Source organism: Allohahella marinimesophila (genome assembly GCF_039538005.1).
GTDB lineage: Bacteria > Pseudomonadota > Gammaproteobacteria > Pseudomonadales > Oleiphilaceae > Allohahella > Allohahella marinimesophila.
Genome location: NZ_BAABBO010000011.1, coordinates 99,021 through 121,741, shown reverse-complemented (window position 1 = coordinate 121,741; position 22,721 = coordinate 99,021). Strand labels below are relative to the sequence as shown.

Below are 22,721 nucleotides of genomic sequence, written 5' to 3'. Positions count from 1 at the left end.
TTCAGTCAACTCGTCAAAATGGCAGATCGAGCCCTGGCTCGGCTTTCAGTAACTGGGCCCTGAATATATCCTGGATACGCTGCATGGCTTCGGTCGATTCAGCTTCAAACCGCAGCGTCAGCGCCGGCACCGTGTTCGATGCGCGGACCAAACCCCAGCCATCAGCATATTCGACCCTGAGGCCGTCGATGGTATTGACCGACCCGCCACTCCAGGCGGCTTTACCGGCCAGCGTTGTCATCAGGTCGAACTTGGCGGAATCCGCCACGTCCACGAACAGCTCTGGTGTACTGATATCCTCAGGGAAATCTTCAAAAATCATGTCAGCACTACGTTCGTCGATGCCGAGTATTTCCAGCAGGCGTACGGCTGCGTAGAGACCATCATCGAAGCCGAACCAGCGCTCCTTGAAAAAGATATGGCCACTCATTTCACCGGCCAGCAAGGCGCCCGTTTCGCGCATCTTGGCCTTGATCATGGAGTGGCCCGACTTCCACATCACCGGTCGACCGCCAAATCTCGAGACCAGTGCGTTCAGACGACGGCTGCATTTGACATCAAATATGACATCGGCGCCAGGATTCCTAGATACCACGTCCTTGGCGAACAGCATCAGCAGACGATCCGGCCAGATGATCTTGCCACCGCCAGTCACCACACCAATTCGGTCGCCATCGCCATCGAAGGCAATGCCAATGTCCGCACCAGTCTCTACGACCTTTGCCTGCAGATCCGCCAGGTTCGCGGGGTTGCTGGGATCGGGGTGATGGTTCGGAAAGTTGCCATCGACATCGCAATAGAGTTGCACCACTTCGCAACCGAGATCTTCGATGAGCTGAGGTGCCACGGCACCGGCCACCCCATTTCCTGCATCTATCACGACTTTAAGTGGCGCAGCGACCGCGATATCATTGAGAATCTCATCCATGTAGTCGCGAACGACGTCGGCGGTCTGTCTCCGCCCCTTACCCTGGGTAAAGTTCTGGGTTACCGTGCGCTGGTACAGTTTCTGAATCTCCTCGTCGGCAAGCGTGTCGCCGGAGAGCATCATCTTGAGGCCATTGTGGCTGGCAGGGTTATGACTGCCGGTGATCATGGCGCCGCTGCCGGTCTGCAGCCGTTGCGTGGCATAGTACAACAGTGGCGTCGGCACCTGACCGATATCGATGACATCCATTCCGACCGCCAGCAGTCCATCGATCACGGCGTCTGCAAGGCTCTTGCTTGAATTGCGCCCGTCATAGCCGACACACATGGCATTCACGCCCCGGCTCTTGCCTTCGCTGCCGAGCGCCCGACCTATTTCGGTCATGATTTCAGCTGTCAGCGTTTCTCCGACCACGCCTCTTATGTCATAAGCCCGGAATATCACCTTGGATATCTGAACCGTGTTGATTTCCTCTACCAGCATGCCGTCTGATGAGCCGAGCCCGAGCAGATCCTCATCGCTACCAAGCAGATCGAAACTGGATAGCTCACGATCGTCGAACAGGGCTTCCTCGCTCTTTTCGGGGGCTTCCGGCACTGCGGTCTTGCTCTTGACGGCTGGCGGCTTGTCTGCAGCAGTCATTTTTCCAGGCTGGTCGGCGGGCAGTGGGGCCTTACCCGCTGGTTTCCGCTCCTGTACACCCGTATCGACATCGGTACGCGTCTGCAGCAGAGACAGGAAGGCCTCGAAATAGGGGCTGCGCACCGTGGGGCGCTGTGCAGACTCTCCTCGCAGCCTGGCCTGGGTGTAAACGGCCGCTTTTCTGACATCAGCGTTCAGTTGAGACGACAGCTGACGAAGAACAGCCCAGACCACCAGAAGCAGCAGCAGGGCCGGCACCAGTACAAGAACCCAGAAGTTCGGATCAGCAAGAATTTCGGTATCCAGATCATGCGACCGGGGCGTAAAACGAACCAGCCAGGGTTGGTCGCCCACTTTTCGAGTCAGCGGCTCCCCCGCAGCGGAGGGATCAGGCAGCGAACCGACCGAATGAACGATCTGCTGTGCTGCACCAACCTCCTGCAGCAGTTCCAGGCGTCCGTCGAGCGGCTGCATGACATCAGTCAGCATCTCGATTGGCAAAATCACCAGCAGCGTTCCCCAGGGCGGGGTCGCGGGATCCTGTCCCGGCATGCGAACTGGGCTGGCCATCTGCAGCAGCCAGGTATCATTAGCGAGAAAGGCTTCCGCACGCGCACTGGCACCGCCCTCTATCTGCCGGACGAGCTCTATGCTGGCGAAACTCAGAGGTACAGCTTCGTCGCTGTCCCGTCTGGCCTGCCCACTGGGGAAGGCTATGACGCGGCGGGCAAGCGGCATATTGCTTTCGACGATGCTGGCCAGTTGCACGGCAATCCTGCGATTCGCCACGATTTCGTTGGCTGACGCCGTCTGTTCCGGCTTCAGGCTAACGGCGCCCGAGTTGGCCAGCTGCTCGGCAAGGCCGCCGAGAAACATGAGGCGACTTTCAGTGGCTAGCACTGCCGCTTCGACAGCGGTTTCTGCCTGATCGAGCCGGGACTGCTGTAACATCGGCTTGAACACAAGAAAGTGGATAGCCAGAGCCGTGAGCACCAGCGCCAGAAAGGTGGCGAGACCGATGATCAGGGTCTGCTTGCCGAGCGACGCCGCTGCCGACTTCTGCGTCTCGGCTTTCGGGGTTTTCTGAGCCTGCTTCTGTGGTTTTCCCACTGTTTACTCCCTGCCTGTTGAGCCGAAGCCGCCGGTGCCACGACTTGCTTCAGCATTACCACTGGAGAAAGCATCGGTGATGTCGAAATCGACCTGCACCACGGGCACGATGATCATTTGGGCAATTCTGGCGCCGGGCTCTATTTCGAAGCTCGTAGTGCCTCTATTCCAGCAGGAAATCATCAGTTCGCCCTGATAATCGGAGTCGATCAAGCCGGTAAGATTGCCGAGAACGATGCCATGTTTGTGCCCGAGCCCTGAGCGCGGCAGGATCATCGCAGCCAGTTGCGGATCGGCGATATGGATAGCCAAGCCCGTTGGCACCAGCACTGTCTCGCCAGCATCGAGGTGGATCGACTCGGTCAGGCAGGCTCGCAGATCAAGCCCGGCAGAACCCGAAGTTGCATAGGCTGGCATCGGTATGGATTGCCCGATCATGTCGTTCAAAATCCTGACCTGAAGCTTTTGTCTACTCATTGCCCTGTACGTCCATTACCGTTTTGTCCGGGTTCATTCGCCTGCTTGTGCTGCCAGCGTGTGACGATTTCTGCCAGCAGGTACTGGCCGAGTTGTGTCTTCGACTGTCTTTCGAGCCGCTGCGTCTGCTCGTGATCAATCAGCAGCACCTCATTGAAGTCACTGTTGAAACCAATATCCGTCCGCGACACGTCATTGGCAACGATAAGATCGATACCTTTCCGTGTCAGCTTGCTGCGAGCGTGCTCAGCCAGTTGCTCGGTCTCGGCGGCGAAACCCACAAGATATGTCACCTTGTGACTATCTGCGACGGACTTGAGCACATCCGGGTTTTCGACGAGCTGCAGCTGTGAGAGCTGCGCCGCTGCCGCCTGCTTCTTAAGCTTCTGCCCCGCCGGACTGGCGGGCCGATAATCCGCCACGGCCGCAGCCGCGATGAAGATATCGCAGCCCTCTGCCGTAGCGGCCAGAGCCGCCTGAAGCATTTGCTCCGCCGAGGTCACCGACGCCAACTGAACGCCGTCGGGTGCCGGTATACCCACCGGACCTGATATCAAGGTCACCTCTGCGCCCGCACTGATGGCAGCAGCGGCCAGCGCATATCCCATCCGACCACTGCTTTCATTGCTGACGAAGCGGACCGGATCGATATATTCGCGCGTCGGACCCGCTGTCAGCACAACCCTGGTGCCCGAGAGTATACCGGCCGCCACAGGAGCAGGCGTTCGCTGTGGCGAGGCCTCTTCCGCTGAAAGTGTAGCGGTGAGCAAGGCCACGATCTGCTCAGGCTCCAGCATTCTTCCGGGCCCGGTATCACCACAGGCCTGCGCACCTTCAGCGGTATCAAATAGAGTATAGAAGGGGATTTCGGCAAGAATGGCCAGATTTCGCTGAGTCAATGGATGCGACCACATCGCCTGGTTCATGGCGGGCACCCAGAAAACGGGTTTACGGGTCGCCAGTAAAACCGTAGTCAGCAGATCATCAGCCATTCCGGCAGCCGCTCGGGCCATGGCATCTGCACTGGCTGGAGCGATGACGATGAGATCTGGCCATCTGGCCAGCTCGATATGACCCATGCCCTGCTCGGCCTGCTCGTCGAGCAGATCACTTCTGACGGCACGGCCTGTCAGTGCCTGAAAAGTCAGAGGCTGAATGAAGGCGTGGGCGCCAGCAGTCATGAGCACCTGAACATCAGCCCCCGCCTTCACAAGCAGACGCGCAAGCAGTGCACTTTTGTAGGCAGCTATGCCTCCGGTCACGGCGAGAAGGACCCGCCTGGATTGCCATGCCTCTGGCGCCATCGACTGCTCTCATTGGGGCTTGGATAAAAGACGGGGTAAATCGCTATTTCCTATGGATTTACGTCCGAAAAGTACTTCTTATACTGGCCTAAAATCCCGTTTTTGGAAAGCTGCCCGACAATTGAAGCCGGTTGGCGATCGATTTTTGTACAGCCGACAAACTGCCTCTGCTAAACTGCCCCGCTTCTACGACTGACACTACAAGGATGTAATGATGTCTATTCTGCACTGGCCAGCCAGCGAGCGGCCGCGTGAAAAACTGGCCGCGCGAGGCGCGGGCGCATTATCGGATGCCGAACTGCTGGCGCTCTTCATCAGCAGCGGCACACGCTCGCTCAGCGCGCTGGACCTTGGCCTGAATCTGCTCAATCATTTCGGCGGCCTGCGTCAGCTTTTCGATGCGACGCCCGAGGAGTTGCGCCAGGTGAACGGCATCGGCCTCGCCAAAAGTGCTCAACTGAACGCCATACTCGAGCTGAGTCGACGCTACCTGAAGGCTGAACGACCTCGCGGAGAATCTCTCACCAGTAGCGCTGCGAGCAAGCTTCTCTTCAAGTCGGAATTACGTCACCAGCCAAATGAAGTCTTTGCCGTACTGTTCCTCAACAATCAGCACGAGATGATCCGCTTCGAACACCTCTTCAACGGCACGATCAACAGCGCGCAGGTCCATCTTCGGGAAGTGGTGCGCCGCTGCCTGCAATACAACGCCGCCGCCCTGATCGTTGGCCACAATCACCCCAGCGGTATTTCCGAGCCGAGCCAGTCGGACATCGCCATTACGCGGGACCTGCAGAAAGCGCTTCAACTGATCGACGTGCGCCTGCTGGATCACCTGGTGGTTGGCGACCCGGTCGTCAGCTCTTTTTCGGAGCTCGGACTGTTATGAATCGGCCCAGCGGCCACGAGTCAGACAAACAGATGGCTTGCTTAGTTGAGCCAGGTTTGATATAAAGTCGCGCTCAAATTTTACCAGGGTTATGGCTTGCCTGTTCGCTGTCCGGCGCTGAATTTTCAGCCCCCGTTTTGGCGAATATCGTGCCTTGTCAGCAAGCCCTGACAACCCAGCTGGAGTAATAGCGATGTCTAGAGTGTGTCAGGTTACAGGCAAGAGACCCGTAACCGGAAACAATGTGTCGCACGCCAACAACAGAACCCGTCGTCGGTTTCTGCCTAACCTGCAAACCCACAGGTTCTGGCTTGAAAGCGAGAAGCGTTTCGTGAAGTTGCGTGTGACTACCAAAGGAATGCGGATCATCGATAAGAAAGGTATCGATACGGTCCTGTCCGAGCTGCGTGCACGCGGCGAAAAAGTCTAATTATAGACGCTTAGAGGAATAGCAAAATGCGCGAAAAAATCAGACTCGTTTCGTCCGCTGGTACTGGTCACTTCTACACGACCACCAAGAACAAGCGAAACATGCCAGAAAAGATGGAGATCAAGAAGTTCGATCCTACCATCCGCAAGCACGTGAACTACAAGGAAGCGAAGATCAAGTAGATCCTACTTGTATTGAGCTCATGAAAAAGCCGGCATCTGCCGGCTTTTTTGTATCTCGAAATCGTGAGTTATGCTCACCCGCTATTTTCGACTAATCACCACTTCGACTGGCAGGTGGTCCGATATGGCCAGATTAACCACACCAGCCCGCTCCACGTGCAGTGATTTACTGACAGCGACATGATCCAGACTTTTCGACGGACGCCAGGAAGGGAAGCTCGGCGCCAGCTCTGGCAGCGCATGCAGATCCAGCCTGGCCAGTTTCGACTGGGCTATCAACGTCGTGAAGCTGTTGTTCATATCGCCCATGATGACGATATGATTGTATTCAGCGATGATCGAATAGAGATAATCCAGTTGCTTGATCTGAGCCTGAAGACTCAGCGCCAGATGCAGGTTCACTACCACCAGCGGGTCGCGAGTGGAGCCGAAGAAACCCAGCATACAGCCGCGTCCCGGCAGGAATCCTGGCAAACGATGCGGCTCCACATGGAGGGGCTCGTAGCGACTCACCAGTCCATTACTATGCTGCGCAACGGCGCCGAGATTTCTGTTGAGCTGCTGATACCAGTAGGGATGCCCACTGTGCTCCGCCAGATAAGCCACCTGATTGGTACGATCACTCCTGATACTGCCGCCATCCACTTCCTGTAGCGCAATGATGTCGTAATCGCGAAGGAGCTGCGCCACGCTATCCAGCGCAGGCATTCGCCGCCTGCTTGGTAACAGGTGCTGCCAGCTACGGGTGACATAGTGCTTGTAGGATTGTGTGGTGATGCCAACCTGAATATTGAAGCTCAGCAGCTTGAGCGCGTGAAACTTCTCGGCAAGCAGTCGCCTCGAATCCCCACGAGGCGATTCGGACGACAGCGCGTGAGAGCGCCCGGGCACGAAACTGCAGGCATGCAGAAAGTCAGCACGGCCTGAAAACGGCTGATTGAGCCGCCCTCTCAAGCGAGACAGCGCCGCACTCGACTCCGACTTTTCACTCATTCGAACACAACGCTTAGCCGCCGGATTTGGCGGCAGCTTTCCGCTCTTTGGCTATCAGGAAGTCGGCGATGTCCAGCATGGCTTCGAATCCACCGGGCACCGTGGAAGCAATACGATATTTTCCATTCACGACGAGGGCTGGAACACCTGTGGCCCGGTAGCTCATGCCGCGTTTCTCAGCCTGTGCGGTCTGCGATTTGACGCTGAAGGAGTAAAACGCCTTGAGGAACTGCTCGCGATCACCACCGTTACTGGCAACGAAATCGGCAATGGCCTCCGGCGAATTGAGCTGGCGACGCTCTTTGACCAGCGCATCAAAGAAAGGCTGATGCATCTTGTCAGCTATCTTCAGTGCCTTGAAAGTGTAGTAGGCCTGAGCATGCATCTTCCAGGTATCGTTGAAGGCGGCTGGTGAGTGCCAGAAGTCCACGTGGTCGGGCAATTTCTTGGCCCATTCCTGCAGGATGGGATCGAAGTTGTAACAATGCGGGCAGCCGTACCAGAACAGCTCGACGACTTCTATTTTGTCGGGATTCCTGGTGGGTACGGCCACTGGAAGCACATCGTAATGAGTACCGGCGACATACGCTTTTTCAGTCTTCTCATCCTCAGCACAAGCCAGGATGGAAAAACTCATACCAATGAACAGTAGAAAGGATTTGAATGGTGTTAACGACATGGCAATCAGACCTTGAAGGAAAAATATAGTGCTCTTAGACTTCCATACTAGCGGCGATTCGTAAAGAAGTTGAAGACATTGTGAATTACAAAAAGGCCAGAAACAAAAAACCCCTGCCCGGTCAGACCGTCAGGGGTTTTTTACTTTTCGGGTTTCGTCAGCTTAACTGGCAGTGTCTGCTGGTTTGGCGCTGCTGATTCGGCCGCCGAAACGCTTGTTGAACTTGTCTATTCTACCGCCGGTGTCGAGAATCTTCTGCTTGCCGGTGTAGAAGGGGTGGCAGGCGGAACAGACGTCGAGAAGCAAGTCTTTCCCTACCGTGGATTTGGTTTTGATAACATTGCCGCAACTGCAGGTCGCAGTAACTTCTTCGTACTTCGGATGAATATTTGGCTTCATGGAGATACACCTTGTGAAAGTGGTTTGCCGCTACCCCATCAATGGACCACGTCTGCAGCAGTCTGCAGCGCGTTGCCGGGATTGTGAGGCACCGCAATTTCCCAAATGCGTAACGCTATCGCATCAGAAAAAATGAGGGCGGATGATACCAGAAACCCGCAGATAAGCAAGTCTGATCATTCTGCAACCATGGACCATGCGCAGATCCTCATTGTCGAGGTGTGGGTGCCGCTGCCTTTCCGCACGCCGCTGAGTTATCTGTTCGACCCAGCCCTCGCACCAGATGGCGCTGCACCGCGTCGTGGCGCAAGAGTGGTCGTGAGCGTGAACAATCGCAGACTGGTTGGCATCGTCGACAGGACCTCGCAGGCCACTGCGCAGAATGACTGCTCACGCCTGCGTCCGGTAGAAACCGTGCTGGATACCATACCTTTGCTCGCCGAGCAGACCCTGGACCTCATGTTATGGACCGCGCGTTACTATTGCTCGGCCGCTGGGGAGCTGCTGCAGCTGGCTCTGCCGCCCGCCCTCAGAACCAGCTCACGCCTGCAGCAGAGCCGTGAATGGCTGACCGTGCGCTACTGGCGTCTGGGCAGAGCGCCCACCGAAGAAGCCAGCGGGCAGTTACAGGGCCGCAAACAGCGCGAGCTGCTCACAGCCTTGCAGACGGCGCCTGCACACCAGATCGAACATGGTCATCTACGTTCGCTTGGCTTTGGGAAGGCCCAGTTCACGGCACTCGAAACAGCCGGCCTTATCGAGGAGGTCATTATGGACGAGCTTGCCATGGAGGCAGCAAAGGGCGAGGAAGAGCCCCAGGCCGCCAGCGACGGCCCACCCGCCGGACACACCCTCAATAATGAACAGAAAGCCACCGTCGAGGCCATCGTGTCCAGTGACGGCAAATTCGCAGCCTTCCTGCTCGATGGGCTCACTGGCAGCGGCAAGACCGAAGTGTATCTGGCTGCGCTGGACCGGCTGATCGCCGAAGGCCGTCAGGCCCTCATACTGGTCCCCGAAATTTCACTGACGCCGCAGCTGACGGCGCGCTTCGAAAAGCGTTTTCCTGGCCTCGTCTGCGTCTATCACAGTGGACTCACCGACAAGCAACGACTGCTGGCCTGGAACGACATTCGACTGAAAAAGAAGCCCGTCGTGGTCGGCACCCGGTCTGCCATTTTTCTCAGCTTCACCCAGCTTGCGCTCGTGGTGGTCGATGAGGAGCACGACAGCTCGTTCAAGCAGCAGGATAACTGTCGTTTCAACGCGCGTGACCTGGCGGTCGTTCGCGCCAGCAACCAGAGCTGCCCGGTGGTACTGGGCTCAGCGACGCCTTCGCTGGAGTCGCTGCAGAATGCCGAAAGTGGTCGCTATCAGCTGCTGCGCCTGAGACATCGCACAGCGGCCTTTGCGCGCCCGCAGATCGAGCTCGTCAACATTCGAAGTCGAAAACTGACCGGGGGCCTCTCAGACCCTGCTGCGAGAGCCATTCTCGACACACTGCAGGCCAGGCGACAGGTGCTGGTATTTCTGAACCGGCGCGGCTATGCCCCTGCCCTCTTCTGCCAGAGCTGTGGCTGGATTGCCGGCTGCAGCCGCTGCGACAGCCGCATGACCTTGCATCGGCATGATGCCAGCCTGCGCTGCCATCACTGCGATCTGCGCCTCAGGCTACCTACGAACTGCCCCGAATGCACGAGCGGCTCCCTGGTACCGCTGGGCAGCGGAACCGAACATGCGGAGGAAGCGCTTCAGGCGCTTGTCGGAGACGACATACCGGTCATCCGTGTCGATCGCGACACCATAGGCAGCACAAGCGCCCTGCATGACAAGCTGGAGCTGGTAAAGGCTGGCGAGCCCTGTGTACTGCTGGGCACCCAGATGCTCGCCAAAGGTCATGATTTTCCGGACCTGACCCTCGCCGTTATCCTGGATGCAGACGGCGCCCTGTTCAGCGGCGATCTCCGCGCCTCAGAGCGCGCCATGCAGCTGCTGACCCAGGTCTGCGGTCGAGTGGGCCGTGGTGAGCATGCCGGGCGGGTGCTGGTACAAACACGCCTACCCTCGCATCCGCTCATCGCCCAACTGCTGGCGCAGGACTATCGTCAATTCGCGCTCAACGAGCTGGAGCTGCGCAGGCAGTTGGCGATGCCACCCTATTCGTCGATGGCGGTCATCCGCGCAGAAGCCGCTTCCGAAGCCCATCTTCAGCAGGGTCTGGCGCTACTGGCTTCGCAACTGAAAACGGTCATGACGCAACAGCATCTTGGCGACGGTGTCACTGTGCACGGCCCCTTCCCGGCCGTTCTGGCGCGGAAGAAGAATCGTCATCACGGTCTGCTCTGGTTGATTGCCTCAAAGCGCGCTACCCTACGCAGCTTGATCACCGGATTGATGAGTCAGCCCGCGTCCCCAGATCGCCCGCGTTCCCGGGCACTGCAACTGCCGGGACGAACCGGTCGCCACCAGCCTTTCAGCTGGTCGCTGGACATTGACCCCTACGAAACACTTTGAAAGACGCCCCGGCAGCGGGCAGGACCCCTACATGAAGCAAGTGCTCGAAAGCCTGATCCGACAGGCACTCTCCGATCTCGTCAAATCCGGCGAGCTGGCGCCTCAAGAGGCATTCGCAGACGACTTCCAGCCATCGTCACTGAAGATCAACCTTGATGTACCCAAGGACAAGCAGCACGGCGACTTTGCCAGTAACATCGCCATGGTATCGTCAAAGGTGTTCGGAAAGGCACCGAGAGAGATCGCAGGCCTGCTGACTGGGGCGCTCGCTGGTTCGAAGATCGTCGAAAGGACGGAGATTGCCGGGCCGGGCTTCATCAACTTCTATATCCGGGCCGAAAGCCGTCTGGCGGCCATTCCTAATATTCTTGCCGCTGCGGATCGCTATGGTCATAGCCGCGCCGGCAAGGGTAAGAAGATCCAGGTCGAATTCGTATCAGCGAACCCGACAGGCCCCCTGCACGTGGGGCATGGTAGAGGCGCAGCTTACGGTGCCTCTTTGTCCGCCTTGCTGGCGGCAACTGGGCATGAGGTGGTCAGGGAGTACTATGTCAACGATGCGGGCCGACAGATGAGTATTCTCGCGGTCTCACTCTGGCTGCGTTACCTGGCTATTTTGGGCGAGTCGTTCACGTTCCCGGTAAACGGTTACAAAGGCGACTATCTGCTTGAGATCGCTCAACAGTTTGCCGATGAGCACGGCGAGCGCTTCCAGCGGCCAGCCTCCAAGGTCTTCGCCGGCATCGCCCCTGATGAACCACAGGGCGGTGACAAGGAGCAGCATATCGACGCGCTCATTGCCCGCTGCCGCGAGATGCTTGGCGAAGAGCAGTATGAAGTACTCTTCAATACCTCGCTCGATGCCATTCTCGCAGACATTGCCGACGACCTCGGCGAGTTTGGCGTGCAATACGACCGCTGGTTTTCGGAGGCTTCGGTCGCGTCTGAAATTCCAGGCGCACTCGCACTGCTACGCAGCAAGGGGCACGTCTATGAACAGGACGGTGCGCTCTGGTTCCGTTCCACCAGCTTCGGCGACGACAAGGACCGGGTGGTGCAGCGCGACAACGGCGAGTACACCTATTTCGCCTCTGATATCGCCTACCACAAGAACAAGTTCGACCGTGGCTTTCACACGGTTATCAATGTGTGGGGGGCCGATCACCACGGCTATATAACGCGCGTCAAAGCGGCGCTCACGGCGCTCGGCCTCGATGCAGAGCGACTCGTGGTCAAGCTGGTGCAGTTTGCCATTCTGTATCGCGGCGAAGAACGCGTGCAGATGTCCACCCGAAGCGGCTCCTTCGTCACATTGCGAGAGCTGAGAGAAGAGGTGGGTAACGATGCCGCGCGCTTCGTCTACGTCGCGCGAAAGACCGAACAGCACATGGATTTCGATCTCGAGCTCGCCAAGTCCGAAACCAAGGATAATCCGGTCTACTACGTGCAGTATGCGCACGCCCGAATCTCGCAGCTCTGGCAGAAAGTGCCAGCGAGCGTGGCCGAGCGTCTGAAGCAAACCGACTGGACGTCAAAAGACAGTGCGGCTCTGCTGGAACCCTTGACTGAGGACGCTGAGCTGGCGCTGGTCGCCAAGCTGGCAGCCTTTCCTGAAGTCATCGAGGTGGCCGCGCAGAATTATGAGCCCCACACGCTTGCGCACTACCTGCGCGAACTGGCGTCCGAGTTCCACGGCTACTACAACGGCACCCGGGTCATCGTCGATGAGGAACCACTGGTGCTCGCACGTCTGGCGCTGGCGGAGTCGGTAGCGCAGGTGATCCGCAATGGCCTGGCCATTCTCGGCGTCAATGCACCGGAGTCGATGTAGCGCCTTATGGCCCGTCCTGCCAAAAAAAGCGCGAGTAAACAGCGCGCAGTCGCATCAGTCAGTAAATGGGTATGGATGCTGTATGCCGCATTGGCGGCTGGCTTCATCTGGTTTCTGGTCACCCTCAACGCCGTGCCGGTGGAAAAAGCGGTTGAGTCCCTGAAAAAGGGGCAGACTGCTGAAGAGGACCTGCCGGCCGACAAGAAGCGTTCCTACGACTTCTACAAGATGCTGCCTGAAGCCAAGGTGATTCCACAGCATGTGCCCGAGTATGTGCCAAAGGCACCTGACCCTTCAGTCGTCTATATCCTGCAGACTGGTTCCTTTCGATCGCACGCAGATGCGGAAAAGCAGAAAGCGACCATTGCATTTCAGGGCATGCAGGCCCATATAGAACAGACCAACACGGCTGACAACGGAATCTGGTACCGCGTTATCGTGGGACCATTCCAGTCACGCTCGAAAATGAATCGTGCGATCGATTCGCTGGTCAGGGTCCGTATCCAGCCACTCGTTCGCAAAAAGAAGATCGAGACCACACAATGACTACCATCGTTTCCGTCCGTCGTGGCAATCAGGTTGCCATGGGGGGCGACGGGCAAGTATCGCTCGGTAATACCATCATGAAGGGCAATGCCCGCAAGGTACGCCGTTTATACAACGATCGCGTGATTGCCGGCTTCGCAGGCGGTACTGCCGATGCCTTTACACTCTTCGAGCGCTTTGAAGCCCAGCTGGAGAAGCATTCTGGCCAGCTTGTTCGGGCGGCGGTAGAACTGGCCAAGGACTGGCGAACGGATCGGGCACTTCGTCGTCTGGAAGCCATTCTGGCGGTTGCCGACGAAAATGCTTCGCTGATCATCACTGGCAACGGAGATGTGATAGAGCCTGAAGCCAGCCTGATCGCCACTGGCTCGGGTGGTCCTTTTGCCCAGGCTGCGGCCAAGGCCCTGCTGGAGAATACGGAGTTGAGCGCCGAGGACATCGTGCGCAAGAGTCTGCACATTGCCGGCGACATCTGCGTATTTACCAACCAGGAGCAGACTATCGAGATCATCAACTTCGGTGACTCCGGCAGTGATGCGAACAAGCGCTGAGCGCCTCGGCGGACCAGCATAGTCAGGGGTCTTGCCAGTCCATCAGGCATGCCCTTCGGGCAGCACCCCAGCGCAGCNGACCCCAAAGCAGACCCCAAAGCAGACATAGGGAACGGAACACCACATGGCTTCATTGAAACCCAGAGAGATTGTCCAGGAACTGGACAAGCACATCATCGGCCAGGCCGCAGCAAAGCGTGCTGTGGCTGTCGCCTTGCGTAACCGCTGGCGCCGCATGCAGATGAACAGCGAACTGCGTGAGGAAATTACACCCAAGAACATTCTCATGATCGGTCCGACCGGGGTGGGCAAGACTGAAATCGCACGACGTCTGGCCAAGCTGGCCGATGCCCCCTTCATCAAGATCGAAGCCACCAAGTTTACCGAGGTTGGCTACGTGGGTCGTGATGTCGAATCCATTATTCGTGATCTGGCAGATATGGCGATCAAGATGCTGCGCGAAAGCGAGATGTCCAAGGTCGAACACCGGGCGCTCGACGCTGCTGAAGATCGTGTGCTGGATGTTCTCCTGCCTGCCGCGCGCACCACGAGTGCGGACGCCGAGCAGGAAGGTGAGACCACTGCGCGCCAGGTGTTCCGGAAGAAGCTGCGTGAAGGCAAGCTGGACGACAAGGAAATTGATATCGAAGTGCGTGCCACACCGGTTGGCGTCGAGATCATGGCACCGCCAGGCATGGAAGACATGACCAGTCAGCTGCAGAACATGTTCTCCTCAATGTCCGGCGATCGCAAGAAGACCAAGCGAATGAAAATTTCCGAAGCCATGAAAAAGCTGAAGGAAGAAGAAGCCGCGCGCCTGGTCAACGATGACGATATCAAACAGCGTGCCCTGAAGCTGGTTGAGCAGAACGGCATCGTGTTTCTGGACGAAATCGACAAGGTCGCCAAACGAGCTGGTTCAGGCGCCTCGGCCGATGTCAGCCGTGAAGGTGTTCAGCGGGACCTGCTGCCACTCATCGAAGGCTGCACCGTCAGCACGAAATTCGGCATGATCAAGACTGACCACATTCTCTTCATCGCATCGGGCGCTTTCCACCTTACGAAGCCATCGGACCTGATACCGGAGCTCCAGGGCCGACTGCCAATCCGGGTCGAACTCGAGGCACTGACGCCTGATGACTTCAAGCGTATTCTGACCGAACCAGACGCATCGCTGACGAATCAGTACGAAGCATTGCTGTCGGTAGAAGGGGTGCAGCTGAGCTTCACGGACGACGCCATACTGCGCATTGCGGAAATTGCGTTCCATGTGAACGAGCGCACCGAGAACATCGGTGCGCGACGTCTGCATACGGTGCTGGAGAAGTTGCTGGAAGAGGTGTCTTACGGTGCTGGCGACACGGTCTCAGACAAGTTCGAAGTCACTGCGGAATATGTCGACAAGACGCTTTCGGAACTGTCGAAGAACGAAGATCTCAGTCGCTACATCCTGTAGCGCTTTCGCCCCGCCCGGCTGAACCGGGTGATGGCACCAGCGCCTGACTAGAGCAGGCGCTCTGCCACATTACCAAGGCTCGAACCGAGCTTGTTAAGATAGCCCTGCTTCACCCTGGAACGCTTGCGTCGCTCTCGCGCCACGTACATGGGAAGCATCTCCCCGTATAGCGAAGTGCTGATCGTTCGCTGCTCGTCCATCAAAGTGTCAAGATTCAGATGCGCGCCGAACTTCGCCAGAATCGGACTGAGCTCATCTTTTCTCGCCAACAGGTCATGCCGTGTCATCTGGTAGGCGTGCTCGCAGACAATCCGTCTTGAATCAAAGCTGAATACACTTGAGAAAAAGAGTTTGGCGTCGTTTCGCGCCGGTTCAAACAGAACGATGTTCGAATTGGGATAGTCCTGGCCATGCGCCCGCATACCAGAGACCATTCGACTATGGGCCATGACGCGATAGGACTGCGCGAGGATGTTGGGCAAGCCGCGATTCAGGAGCATATCTGGCTCCATCGTGCCAGCCTGCACCGCTGCATTGACATCAACCGGGACGACCGGATTGATAGCCAGCACCAGTTCCGCACCAGCATCCAGCGCGATAGAGGCGTGCATCCCCTTGCGAATGGTGCCGTCGACATAATGTCGGCCATCGATCTCGACAGGCATGTAAAGGCCGGGCGCAGCAACGCTGGCCTGAACCGCCTTGGAAATAGGAATATGCGCAAAGCCTTTTGATCCAAAACAGACAGATTCGCCACGCTCGATATCTGCAGCGACAAGATAGAGCGGCCGTTTCAGTTTGCGGAAGTCGTTGGTTCTGCCTAGCAGACTGTACGAGGCCTGCAGATAGTCGTTCAGACCCTCGTTATCGAACAGGCCTGTAGGGATGGCCTCGGCGAGAATGGTCAGCGCTTCCAGGAACGATTGGTCTTTCGGGTTTTCGAGAAACCTCGAGCAGGCTTTGGTAAACAGGCCAGGCACAGACATGAGGCGCTTGAGGTACTCGCGTGTGGCCGGCCGGAAGAATATCTGCGGCTGGAACGGATGCACATCAGCTTCGTGCTTGACGAAAATTCGACACATCTGCGCCGTAGTCATCTGATTGGCAAGGTTGGCCGCTACGAACGCACCCGAACTTGTCCCGACATAGGTGAACAGATCGTTGAAGTCCACGCCTTCGATGGCCTCGTCCAGCGCGCGAAGCGCGCCGATCTGATAAATGCCGCCAAGAGGACCGCCACCGCCAAGGACGAGGGCAATTTTCTTTCTGACGCCATCTTTATTTAGTCCACTCATCCTTCACTCCCAACTACGCGTCTGTGCCGGACCACAAAGACATCCAATTCCTCATCCAGTGAACCTTTGTTAATCAATAATACGCTCATGATTAAAGTATAGGTCCAGATTTTGCGGTCTGCCTCTAGCCTCCTACAGAATTCAATCATTTAGGCTTAGTACTTTCATACTAATTTAACGAGAGTGATGGTTTCGCGGTAAAAATAGGCACAAAAAAGTGTGAAAGATGGCCGACGATCAGTGCGTTTCGGTGCGTGGTGGCCGTGACAGGTGATCGAAGCCGATTTCACGGAGCGCAAGGTCGATCGTGGCCTTGATCACCTGCGGCGAATCCATGGTCAGCAAACGTGCCAGTAGGGCCTGCGCCCACTCCAGGCTGACCGCCCGCAGTACCGATTTGATGCGAAGGAGATTGTTGGCGTTCATCGACAGCATGTCGTAACCCATGGCCATCAGCAGAATGGCCCCACCGGGGTCCCCCGCGAGCTCCCCACAGATGCTCACTTTCTTGTCGACGGCGTGCGCATCCTCCACGATGCGCTTCAAGGCGTGAAGCACCGCGGGATGGAAGGTGTGGTAGAGCGATGCCACCCGGGGATTATTCCTGTCTACCGCGAGCAGGTACTGGGTCAGATCGTTGCTCCCTACGGAGATGAAGTCCACCCGCTCGGCAATTTCCCGCACCTGGAAGATCGCCGCTGGCACCTCGATCATCACGCCGAGCGGCGGCAGCGCGACATCGAAACCCTCTTCCCGCACTTCGTGGTAGACGCGATACACAAGATGCATCGCCTCCTCGATTTCCGATATGTTGGAAATCATCGGCAGCATGATGCGCAGATTGTTGAGACCGGCGCTCGCCTTCAGCATGGCCCTGACCTGCACGAGAAATATTTCCGGATGATCAAGCGTAACCCGGATGCCGCGCCAGCCCAGGAAGGGATTCTCCTCCTTGATTGGGAAGTAGGACAGCGATTTATCGCCGCCAACATCCAGCGTCCGCATGGTCACCGGGCCGGGGGAAAAGGCCTCGAGCTGCTCACGATAGCTGTCGCGCTGTTCGAGCTCGCTCGGAAAGCGATCGTTGATCATGAACGGCACTTCGGTACGGTACAGCCCCACGCCCTCGGCGCCCTGATTCAGCGAGCGCATGACATCTGTCATCAGTCCCGTATTCACCCACAGCGGCATCTGGTGCCCATCGGTGGTCACACAGGGCTTGTCTCGAATCTGCTCGAGGCCCTTGGACAGGTTGCGCTCTTCTTCGGCGATGCTGAGATAATAACTGCGGAGTTCGGCGGAGATGTGACTGTAGAGCTCGCCACTGAAACCATCGACCACCACCTCCACGCCTTCGATACGATTGATAGGCGTATCGACGGCACCCATGACGCACGGCAAGCCCATGGCGCGTGCAAGAATGGCCACATGTGAGTTACCGGAGCCGCGAGCGGACACCAGGCCAACAAGCTTGTTTCTGGGCACTTCACCTAGCATCGATGGTGTCAGCTCTTCACTGACCAGCACGACCTTGTCAGGGTACTTGCGTTCAATCTGCTCGGCATCCATCTGCAGACAGGCCAGGAGCCGGGTGCCAAGATCCTTGATGTCGACGGCACGCTCGCTGAGGTAGGCGTCCTTGATGGCCTCGAAGTGTCTGACGTATTCATCAATGACACGCCGCAGGGCCCCCTGCGCCCAGTGCCCTTCCCTGATCATGGACACGACTTCACCCGGCAGCGCGTTGTTGTCGAGCATGCCGAGATAGACATCGAACAGGGCCCGCTCCTCAGGGCGTAGTTGATCGCTGAGACGGCTGTCCACCTTGCGGATGTCGTCCCGCACGGTTTCGACCGCCACACTGAAGGCTGCAAGCTCGACTTCGATATCCTCGCAGGCCTTGTCAGGCACGGCGTCAAGGTCGGCAGGCGGATAAATGACCGCACACTGCCCGATACCAACCCCGCCAGAGCCGGCAACACCCTTTATACAGACGTCTCTGGCGCGCTCACCGGAAAAATGAATACCTGACAGAATGCCTGTTGCTTCACCGTGCGCTATGGTTGCTGCCAGCTGCGCTGACACCGTCACCAGGAAGGACTCTTCACTCTCGTCGAAGAGTCTGGCCTCCTGTTGCTGCACCACGAGCACACCAAGGTTTCTGCGACGGTGGATAATTGGCACACCGAGAAAAGCGTTATACGGATCTTCCCCGATTTCAGGGAAATAGCGAAAGCGGGGATGGGACGGTGCGTTTTGCAGGTTGATCGGTTCTTCTCGTACGCCAACCAGCCCGACGAGGCCCTCCGAATGACCCAGGGTCACCTTCCCGACGGCGCTGGCATTGAGACCTTCGGTCGCCATAAGCGTATAGCGATTCTGCACCGGATCGAGGAGGTAGACCGAGCAGACTTCCGTGTTCATGGCCTGACGAACCCGCCGGACGATGATCTCAAGTGCCGCGCCCAGTTCCGGGGCCTTGGACACCTCCTGTACAATACTCTTCAGCAGGTTAAGCACGGCGGTCGGCTGCTCGCTTGACCGCCAGGGTCTCGGTAAGGCGGAGTTCGGCCAGCAGTGTTGGCTGAGTCGCCGCCTGCAGGGTCCTGTGGTGATGGGGCAGGAGCTGGCGAAGTGCGCTACGATACACTTCGCGCTTGAATACGACCACCTGACTGAGCGGGTACCAGTAGTTGACCCAACTCCAGCCATCGAATTCCGGTTTGGGGGACGAGGACATTTCGATGGCCGACTCGTCGTCCGTCAGTCTGAGCAGAAACCATTTCTGTTTCTGCCCAACGCACACAGGATGAGAGTTGTAGCGAATGAGTTTTTTTGGCAGCTTGTAACGCAGCCAGCCGTCAGTCACGCCCAGCACGGTGACACCTGAAGCTGACAGCCCGACTTCTTCCTGCAACTCTCGAAACAAGGCCTGTTCGGCAGTTTCATGGGGCTTGATGCCGCCCTGCGGAAATTGCCAGGAATTCTGGCCGATGCGTCGTGCCCAGAAGACCCGGCCAGCATCATTTGTCAGTATGATACCGACATTGGCTCTAAATCCATCTGCGTCAATCACCGGTGCAGAACCTATTTAAGTGTGTGAACCATGGGTAGTCTGATCATACGATGCCAGACAATGCCGACTTTGACCAGAGTCCTGGTCTTTAAGAAGTAAAACAGGGCCCTATACGGGTCCTTTATAGAGGATAGACATGAAATTAGCGCTTTTCGATCTGGACAACACCCTGCTTGACGGCGACAGCGATTATCTCTGGGGCGAGTACATGTGCGAACTCGGCATCGTGGACCGTGACGCTTACGCTAAAGGCAATGAGCAGTTTCACGCGGATTACCGCGAAGGCAAACTCGATATCCACGCCTACCTTCGCTTCGCCCTTGAACCACTGAGTCGCTATAGCGTCGAGGATCTGCACCGACACAGAGCCAGCTTCATCGACCAGGAGATCCGCCAGCGTGTCAGCAAGGCCAGCCTTGAGCTGGTGGATGAGCACCGGCAGGCGGGTGATCAGCTCATCATGATCACGGCCACGAACGATTTCGTCACGAGACCGATTGCCGACATCTTCGGCATCGATGTGTTGCTCGCCTCGGATGCGGAAATGAAAGATGGGTGCTACACAGGTCAGGCGACCGGCACACCCTGCTTCCAGGATGGCAAGCTGACAAAACTGGAGACCTGGCTGCGTGAACAGGGCGTTAATGACATCGATATTCCCTTGCGATCGGCCAGCTTCTACTCAGATTCACGCAACGACCTGCCCCTGCTGAGCCGCGTCGGGCGGCCTGTATGCGTCAATCCTGACCCTGTTCTGCTCGCGACCGCGAATGACAGGGGCTGGCCGGTGATCAAGCTGATCTGCTAAGCGGGTCCGGCTCTGCTAGTAGGGCTGTAAAACCTGGAAACCGAAGCAGTCGAGATAGCGCGTTTCAGGCACCGACGGCAACACCGGATGGTCCGCGCCCTGAGTGCCGGCGAAGAGCTGCCGCAGCAGGCGGTCGTTCTTCCTGGCAGCCTGGTTGCACAATAGTTGCAGTCGTTCTGCGGGCAGGTGCATGGAACAGGAAGCCGATACCAGCACCCCGCCATCCGCGGAGCTGGCGTCTACCAGCCGAAGCGCCAGTTCATTGATCTTCTGATAGGCCCGCTCACCCGGTGGCACGTCCTTTCGACGCGGAATGAGTGCAGGCGGATCGACAATGACCATATCGAATTTTTCGTTGGCCTCCAGCAGTTGATGCAGAACGGCGCGGGCGTCGCCCTGCATGAACCTGGCTGGCACATCAGCTCCTCCGACAGACTCAGCATTTTCCCGAGCCATCTCGATCGCGGACTCAGAGGCGTCGACAAAAGTCACTTCACTGGCGCCGGCATCCAACATCTGCACACCCCAGCCGCCAACATAACTGTAAAGATCAAGCACACGCTTGCCCTTCGCCAGCTTTCTGGCCCACTGACGATTCTCGCGATGATCATAGAACCAGCCGGTCTTCTGCCCACCCAAGGGATCGCAATGCATCGTCGTGCCATTTTCAACGACTCGCAGTCGCTCGATCGAGGGACCTGACAGTTCAACGCCACTATCGAGACCTTCCACTTCGCGCATCTTGCCATCGTTCTTGATGATCACACGTTCTGCACCGAGAGAGTTGTGCAGGCAGTCAACGATGACGCCCTTGAACTGCTCCATGCCAGACGTCGAGATCTGCACGATGTAGCTGTCGTCGAAGCGGTCGATTACGAGCCCTGGAAAGGCATCGCTGTCGCCATAGACCATGCGGTAGAACGGCTTGTCATAGAGCCGGTCGCGCAAGGAGCGAGCCAGCAGCAAACGCTTCTTCAGCAGCTTTTCAGACAGGAAATTGCCTTCCCGGCGCGAGATAACGCGCCCGGCAATGAGTGTGTGAGGGTTAATCATGGCCGTACACACAAACTTGTCCTGGGCATTGATGACAACAGCCTGCTCACCGCTTTCGATGAGCTTCAGTGGCGTCTTCGCCACGTCGAATTCATTGCTGTAAATCCAGCAGTGCCCGTTGCGTATGCGACGGTCAGCTTTCGGCAACAATTTTAATACAGGGACATCATTCATCACGGTCTACACTATTAGTTTGAAAAGCGCGGCCTCTCCGGCAGCACTTGTGAAAGCGACTCATGCGTATCGGGCATATGACCATAGAGATGAATGCCGAACAGATCGAAAAGGTCCTGCAGGGCATCAAGATTCCACCTCAACCGCAGATCCTCGTTGATATCCAGATGGAGCAGATCATGCCCAATCCTGATATCACGCAGATTGCACGCCTGATTCGTCGAGATGTCGGTCTCGCCGGCACGATTCTTAAAGTGGTCAATTCACCGTTTTATGGCATAAAGAGTCATATTACGTCAATCGAACAGGCGGTGGCTCTGCTCGGCCTGACTTCGGTGGTCAATATCGTCAATGGCATCTCCATCAAGGGCTCGATGTCCGACGCACAGATTACCGAGCTGACCAAGTTCTGGGACACGACCAGCGACGTCGCTTCAATTGCAGCATCGATAGCCCGTAAAGTCGGTTACCACTCGCCGGACGAAGCCTATCTGCTCGGCCTGTTCCATAACTGCGGCATACCGCTGATGATGCTGCGATATCCCAATTACAAGGATCTGCAGATTCGTGCCTATGCCGACCCGCACAAGCGCATTACCGAGTGGGAAAACGAGCAGATTCAGACCAATCATGCAGTCGTGGGTTACTACACCGGGCGCGCCTGGAACCTTCCGGCAGAGCTCTGCCAGATCATCGCCGAGCATCATCGAGTCGATGCGGAATATTTCACCGAGGAATCAGGCCCTCATCAGCGCAAGGCGCTGACGGCCATCCTGAAAACAGCCGAGCATCTCGCCGGAAACCATCTGAAACTGGGCAACCAGACTGAAGATCATGAATGGGACAGGATTCACGAGGCTGTGCTGGAACTGCTGGGGCTGAGCAGCTACGACCTCGACGAGATGACAGACAGTCTAGGCGACAGCGGCCTGATCTGACGCCGGCCGCTGCGCACCCTGATAGCGTTATTCGGCCTCTATGGCCGCCTCATAGCCATCACTGTCCAGCAGCGAATCGAGATCGGACGGATCCTGCAGCTGCATCTTGAAAAACCAGCCAGCACCATAGGGGTCTTCGTTGACCAGCTCAGGGCTTTCCAGCAACTCTTCGTTAATGGCAGTGACCATACCGCTGATCGGCGCATAGATATCCGAGGCGGCCTTCACTGATTCGACGACTCCGGCTTCCTGCCCGGCAATGAGATCGGCGCCAAGCTCAGGCAACTCGATATAGGTAATGTCGCCAAGCGCCTTCTGGGCATGGTCGGTAATGCCAACGATAATGGTAACGCCGTCGTCGTCAATCTGGGCCCATTCATGGGTTGCCGCATAGCGCAGGTCGGAAGGCAGGTCAGACACTCTACAAACTCCTCTTTCAGAATGGC

The 22,721-nt window shown here is 57.3% G+C and carries 21 protein-coding genes; 10 read left to right on the top strand and 11 right to left on the bottom strand.

Annotated elements, in window-relative coordinates; all coding sequences use genetic code 11:
- Positions 1-13: 13 nt before the first annotated feature.
- From ABD735_RS12785 to coaBC, 3 genes are read right to left on the bottom strand one after another with little or no spacing between them, the layout of a single operon-like run.
- Positions 14-2,680, bottom strand: coding sequence for a phosphomannomutase/phosphoglucomutase (locus ABD735_RS12785; protein WP_344806997.1), 2,667 nt, complete (start codon positions 2,678-2,680; stop codon positions 14-16).
- 3 nt (positions 2,681-2,683) lie between these two features.
- The gene (gene dut / locus ABD735_RS12780; RefSeq protein ID WP_344806995.1) at positions 2,684-3,157 is read right to left on the bottom strand and encodes a dUTP diphosphatase; all 474 of its coding nucleotides are present in this window, start codon (positions 3,155-3,157) and stop codon (positions 2,684-2,686) included.
- Positions 3,154-4,461, bottom strand: coding sequence for a bifunctional phosphopantothenoylcysteine decarboxylase/phosphopantothenate--cysteine ligase CoaBC (gene coaBC / locus ABD735_RS12775; RefSeq protein WP_344806993.1), 1,308 nt, complete (start codon positions 4,459-4,461; stop codon positions 3,154-3,156). The genes dut and coaBC overlap by 4 nt, the downstream gene beginning before the upstream one ends.
- A 214-nt stretch (positions 4,462-4,675) precedes the next feature.
- Here coaBC and radC point away from each other — a divergent pair, with 214 nt between their 5' ends.
- The 3 genes from radC (at position 4,676) to rpmG (ending at position 5,962) form a co-directional block, all read left to right on the top strand.
- The gene (gene radC / locus ABD735_RS12770; RefSeq protein ID WP_344807399.1) at positions 4,676-5,350 is read left to right on the top strand and encodes a RadC family protein; all 675 of its coding nucleotides are present in this window, start codon (positions 4,676-4,678) and stop codon (positions 5,348-5,350) included.
- 193 nt (positions 5,351-5,543) lie between these two features.
- Complete coding sequence (gene rpmB, locus ABD735_RS12765) at positions 5,544-5,780, top strand: 50S ribosomal protein L28 (RefSeq protein ID WP_344806991.1); 237 nt, start codon at positions 5,544-5,546, stop codon at positions 5,778-5,780.
- Between the two features lie 26 nt (positions 5,781-5,806).
- Complete coding sequence (rpmG, locus tag ABD735_RS12760) at positions 5,807-5,962, top strand: 50S ribosomal protein L33 (protein ID WP_344806989.1); 156 nt, start codon at positions 5,807-5,809, stop codon at positions 5,960-5,962.
- A gap of 81 nt (positions 5,963-6,043) precedes the next feature.
- Here the strand turns inward: rpmG and ABD735_RS12755 are convergent, their stop codons facing one another.
- The 3 genes from ABD735_RS12755 to rpmE all read right to left on the bottom strand — a co-directional run bounded on the left by ABD735_RS12755 (position 6,044) and on the right by rpmE (position 8,033).
- The gene (locus tag ABD735_RS12755) at positions 6,044-6,955 is read right to left on the bottom strand and encodes an endonuclease/exonuclease/phosphatase family protein (protein ID WP_344806987.1); all 912 of its coding nucleotides are present in this window, start codon (positions 6,953-6,955) and stop codon (positions 6,044-6,046) included.
- A 13-nt stretch (positions 6,956-6,968) separates the two neighbouring features.
- Complete coding sequence (locus tag ABD735_RS12750) at positions 6,969-7,634, bottom strand: thiol:disulfide interchange protein DsbA/DsbL (protein ID WP_344806985.1); 666 nt, start codon at positions 7,632-7,634, stop codon at positions 6,969-6,971.
- Positions 7,635-7,796: 162 nt separating this feature from the next.
- Complete coding sequence (rpmE, locus tag ABD735_RS12745) at positions 7,797-8,033, bottom strand: 50S ribosomal protein L31 (protein WP_344806984.1); 237 nt, start codon at positions 8,031-8,033, stop codon at positions 7,797-7,799.
- A gap of 132 nt (positions 8,034-8,165) precedes the next feature.
- Here rpmE and ABD735_RS12740 point away from each other — a divergent pair, with 132 nt between their 5' ends.
- The 5 genes from ABD735_RS12740 (at position 8,166) to hslU (ending at position 14,931) form a co-directional block, all read left to right on the top strand.
- The gene (locus ABD735_RS12740; RefSeq protein ID WP_344806983.1) at positions 8,166-10,547 is read left to right on the top strand and encodes a primosomal protein N'; all 2,382 of its coding nucleotides are present in this window, start codon (positions 8,166-8,168) and stop codon (positions 10,545-10,547) included.
- A 31-nt stretch (positions 10,548-10,578) separates the two neighbouring features.
- Positions 10,579-12,378 carry an arginine--tRNA ligase gene (argS, locus tag ABD735_RS12735; protein ID WP_344806981.1) on the top strand — a complete coding sequence of 600 codons (1,800 nt, stop codon included), beginning with the start codon at positions 10,579-10,581 and terminating at the stop codon, positions 12,376-12,378.
- 75 nt (positions 12,379-12,453) lie between these two features.
- Entirely contained in the window at positions 12,454-12,924 is a 471-nt protein-coding gene (locus tag ABD735_RS12730) for an SPOR domain-containing protein (protein WP_344806979.1), read from the top strand.
- The gene (hslV, locus tag ABD735_RS12725; RefSeq protein ID WP_344806977.1) at positions 12,921-13,475 is read left to right on the top strand and encodes an ATP-dependent protease subunit HslV; all 555 of its coding nucleotides are present in this window, start codon (positions 12,921-12,923) and stop codon (positions 13,473-13,475) included. The genes ABD735_RS12730 and hslV overlap by 4 nt, the downstream gene beginning before the upstream one ends.
- A 124-nt stretch (positions 13,476-13,599) precedes the next feature.
- Positions 13,600-14,931 (top strand): ATP-dependent protease ATPase subunit HslU, encoded by a 1,332-nt coding sequence (gene hslU, locus ABD735_RS12720; protein ID WP_344806975.1) that lies wholly within the window; start codon positions 13,600-13,602, stop codon positions 14,929-14,931.
- 47 nt (positions 14,932-14,978) lie between these two features.
- Here the strand turns inward: hslU and ABD735_RS12715 are convergent, their stop codons facing one another.
- The 3 genes from ABD735_RS12715 to ABD735_RS12705 all read right to left on the bottom strand — a co-directional run bounded on the left by ABD735_RS12715 (position 14,979) and on the right by ABD735_RS12705 (position 19,302).
- Positions 14,979-16,226, bottom strand: a complete 1,248-nt coding sequence (locus tag ABD735_RS12715; RefSeq protein ID WP_344806973.1) for a patatin-like phospholipase family protein — start codon at positions 16,224-16,226, stop codon at positions 14,979-14,981.
- 237 nt (positions 16,227-16,463) lie between these two features.
- Entirely contained in the window at positions 16,464-18,746 is a 2,283-nt protein-coding gene (ptsP, locus tag ABD735_RS12710) for a phosphoenolpyruvate--protein phosphotransferase (RefSeq protein ID WP_344806971.1), read from the bottom strand.
- Positions 18,739-19,302, bottom strand: a complete 564-nt coding sequence (locus ABD735_RS12705) for an RNA pyrophosphohydrolase (protein WP_344806969.1) — start codon at positions 19,300-19,302, stop codon at positions 18,739-18,741. Before ABD735_RS12705 ends, ptsP begins: the two co-directional genes overlap by 8 nt.
- A 136-nt stretch (positions 19,303-19,438) precedes the next feature.
- On the opposite strand from ABD735_RS12705, the gene ABD735_RS12700 reads away from it, so the two are divergent.
- Positions 19,439-20,110, top strand: coding sequence for a histidinol-phosphatase (locus tag ABD735_RS12700; RefSeq protein WP_344806967.1), 672 nt, complete (start codon positions 19,439-19,441; stop codon positions 20,108-20,110).
- A gap of 15 nt (positions 20,111-20,125) precedes the next feature.
- Here the strand turns inward: ABD735_RS12700 and ABD735_RS12695 are convergent, their stop codons facing one another.
- Complete coding sequence (locus tag ABD735_RS12695; protein WP_344807397.1) at positions 20,126-21,337, bottom strand: class I SAM-dependent rRNA methyltransferase; 1,212 nt, start codon at positions 21,335-21,337, stop codon at positions 20,126-20,128.
- Between the two features lie 62 nt (positions 21,338-21,399).
- Between ABD735_RS12695 and ABD735_RS12690 the strand changes: the two genes are divergently transcribed.
- Positions 21,400-22,275 carry an HDOD domain-containing protein gene (locus ABD735_RS12690; RefSeq protein ID WP_344806965.1) on the top strand — a complete coding sequence of 292 codons (876 nt, stop codon included), beginning with the start codon at positions 21,400-21,402 and terminating at the stop codon, positions 22,273-22,275.
- Positions 22,276-22,302: 27 nt separating this feature from the next.
- Here ABD735_RS12690 and gcvH read toward each other — a convergent pair whose 3' ends face one another.
- Positions 22,303-22,695, bottom strand: coding sequence for a glycine cleavage system protein GcvH (gene gcvH / locus ABD735_RS12685; protein WP_344806963.1), 393 nt, complete (start codon positions 22,693-22,695; stop codon positions 22,303-22,305).
- Positions 22,696-22,721 lie beyond the last annotated feature (26 nt).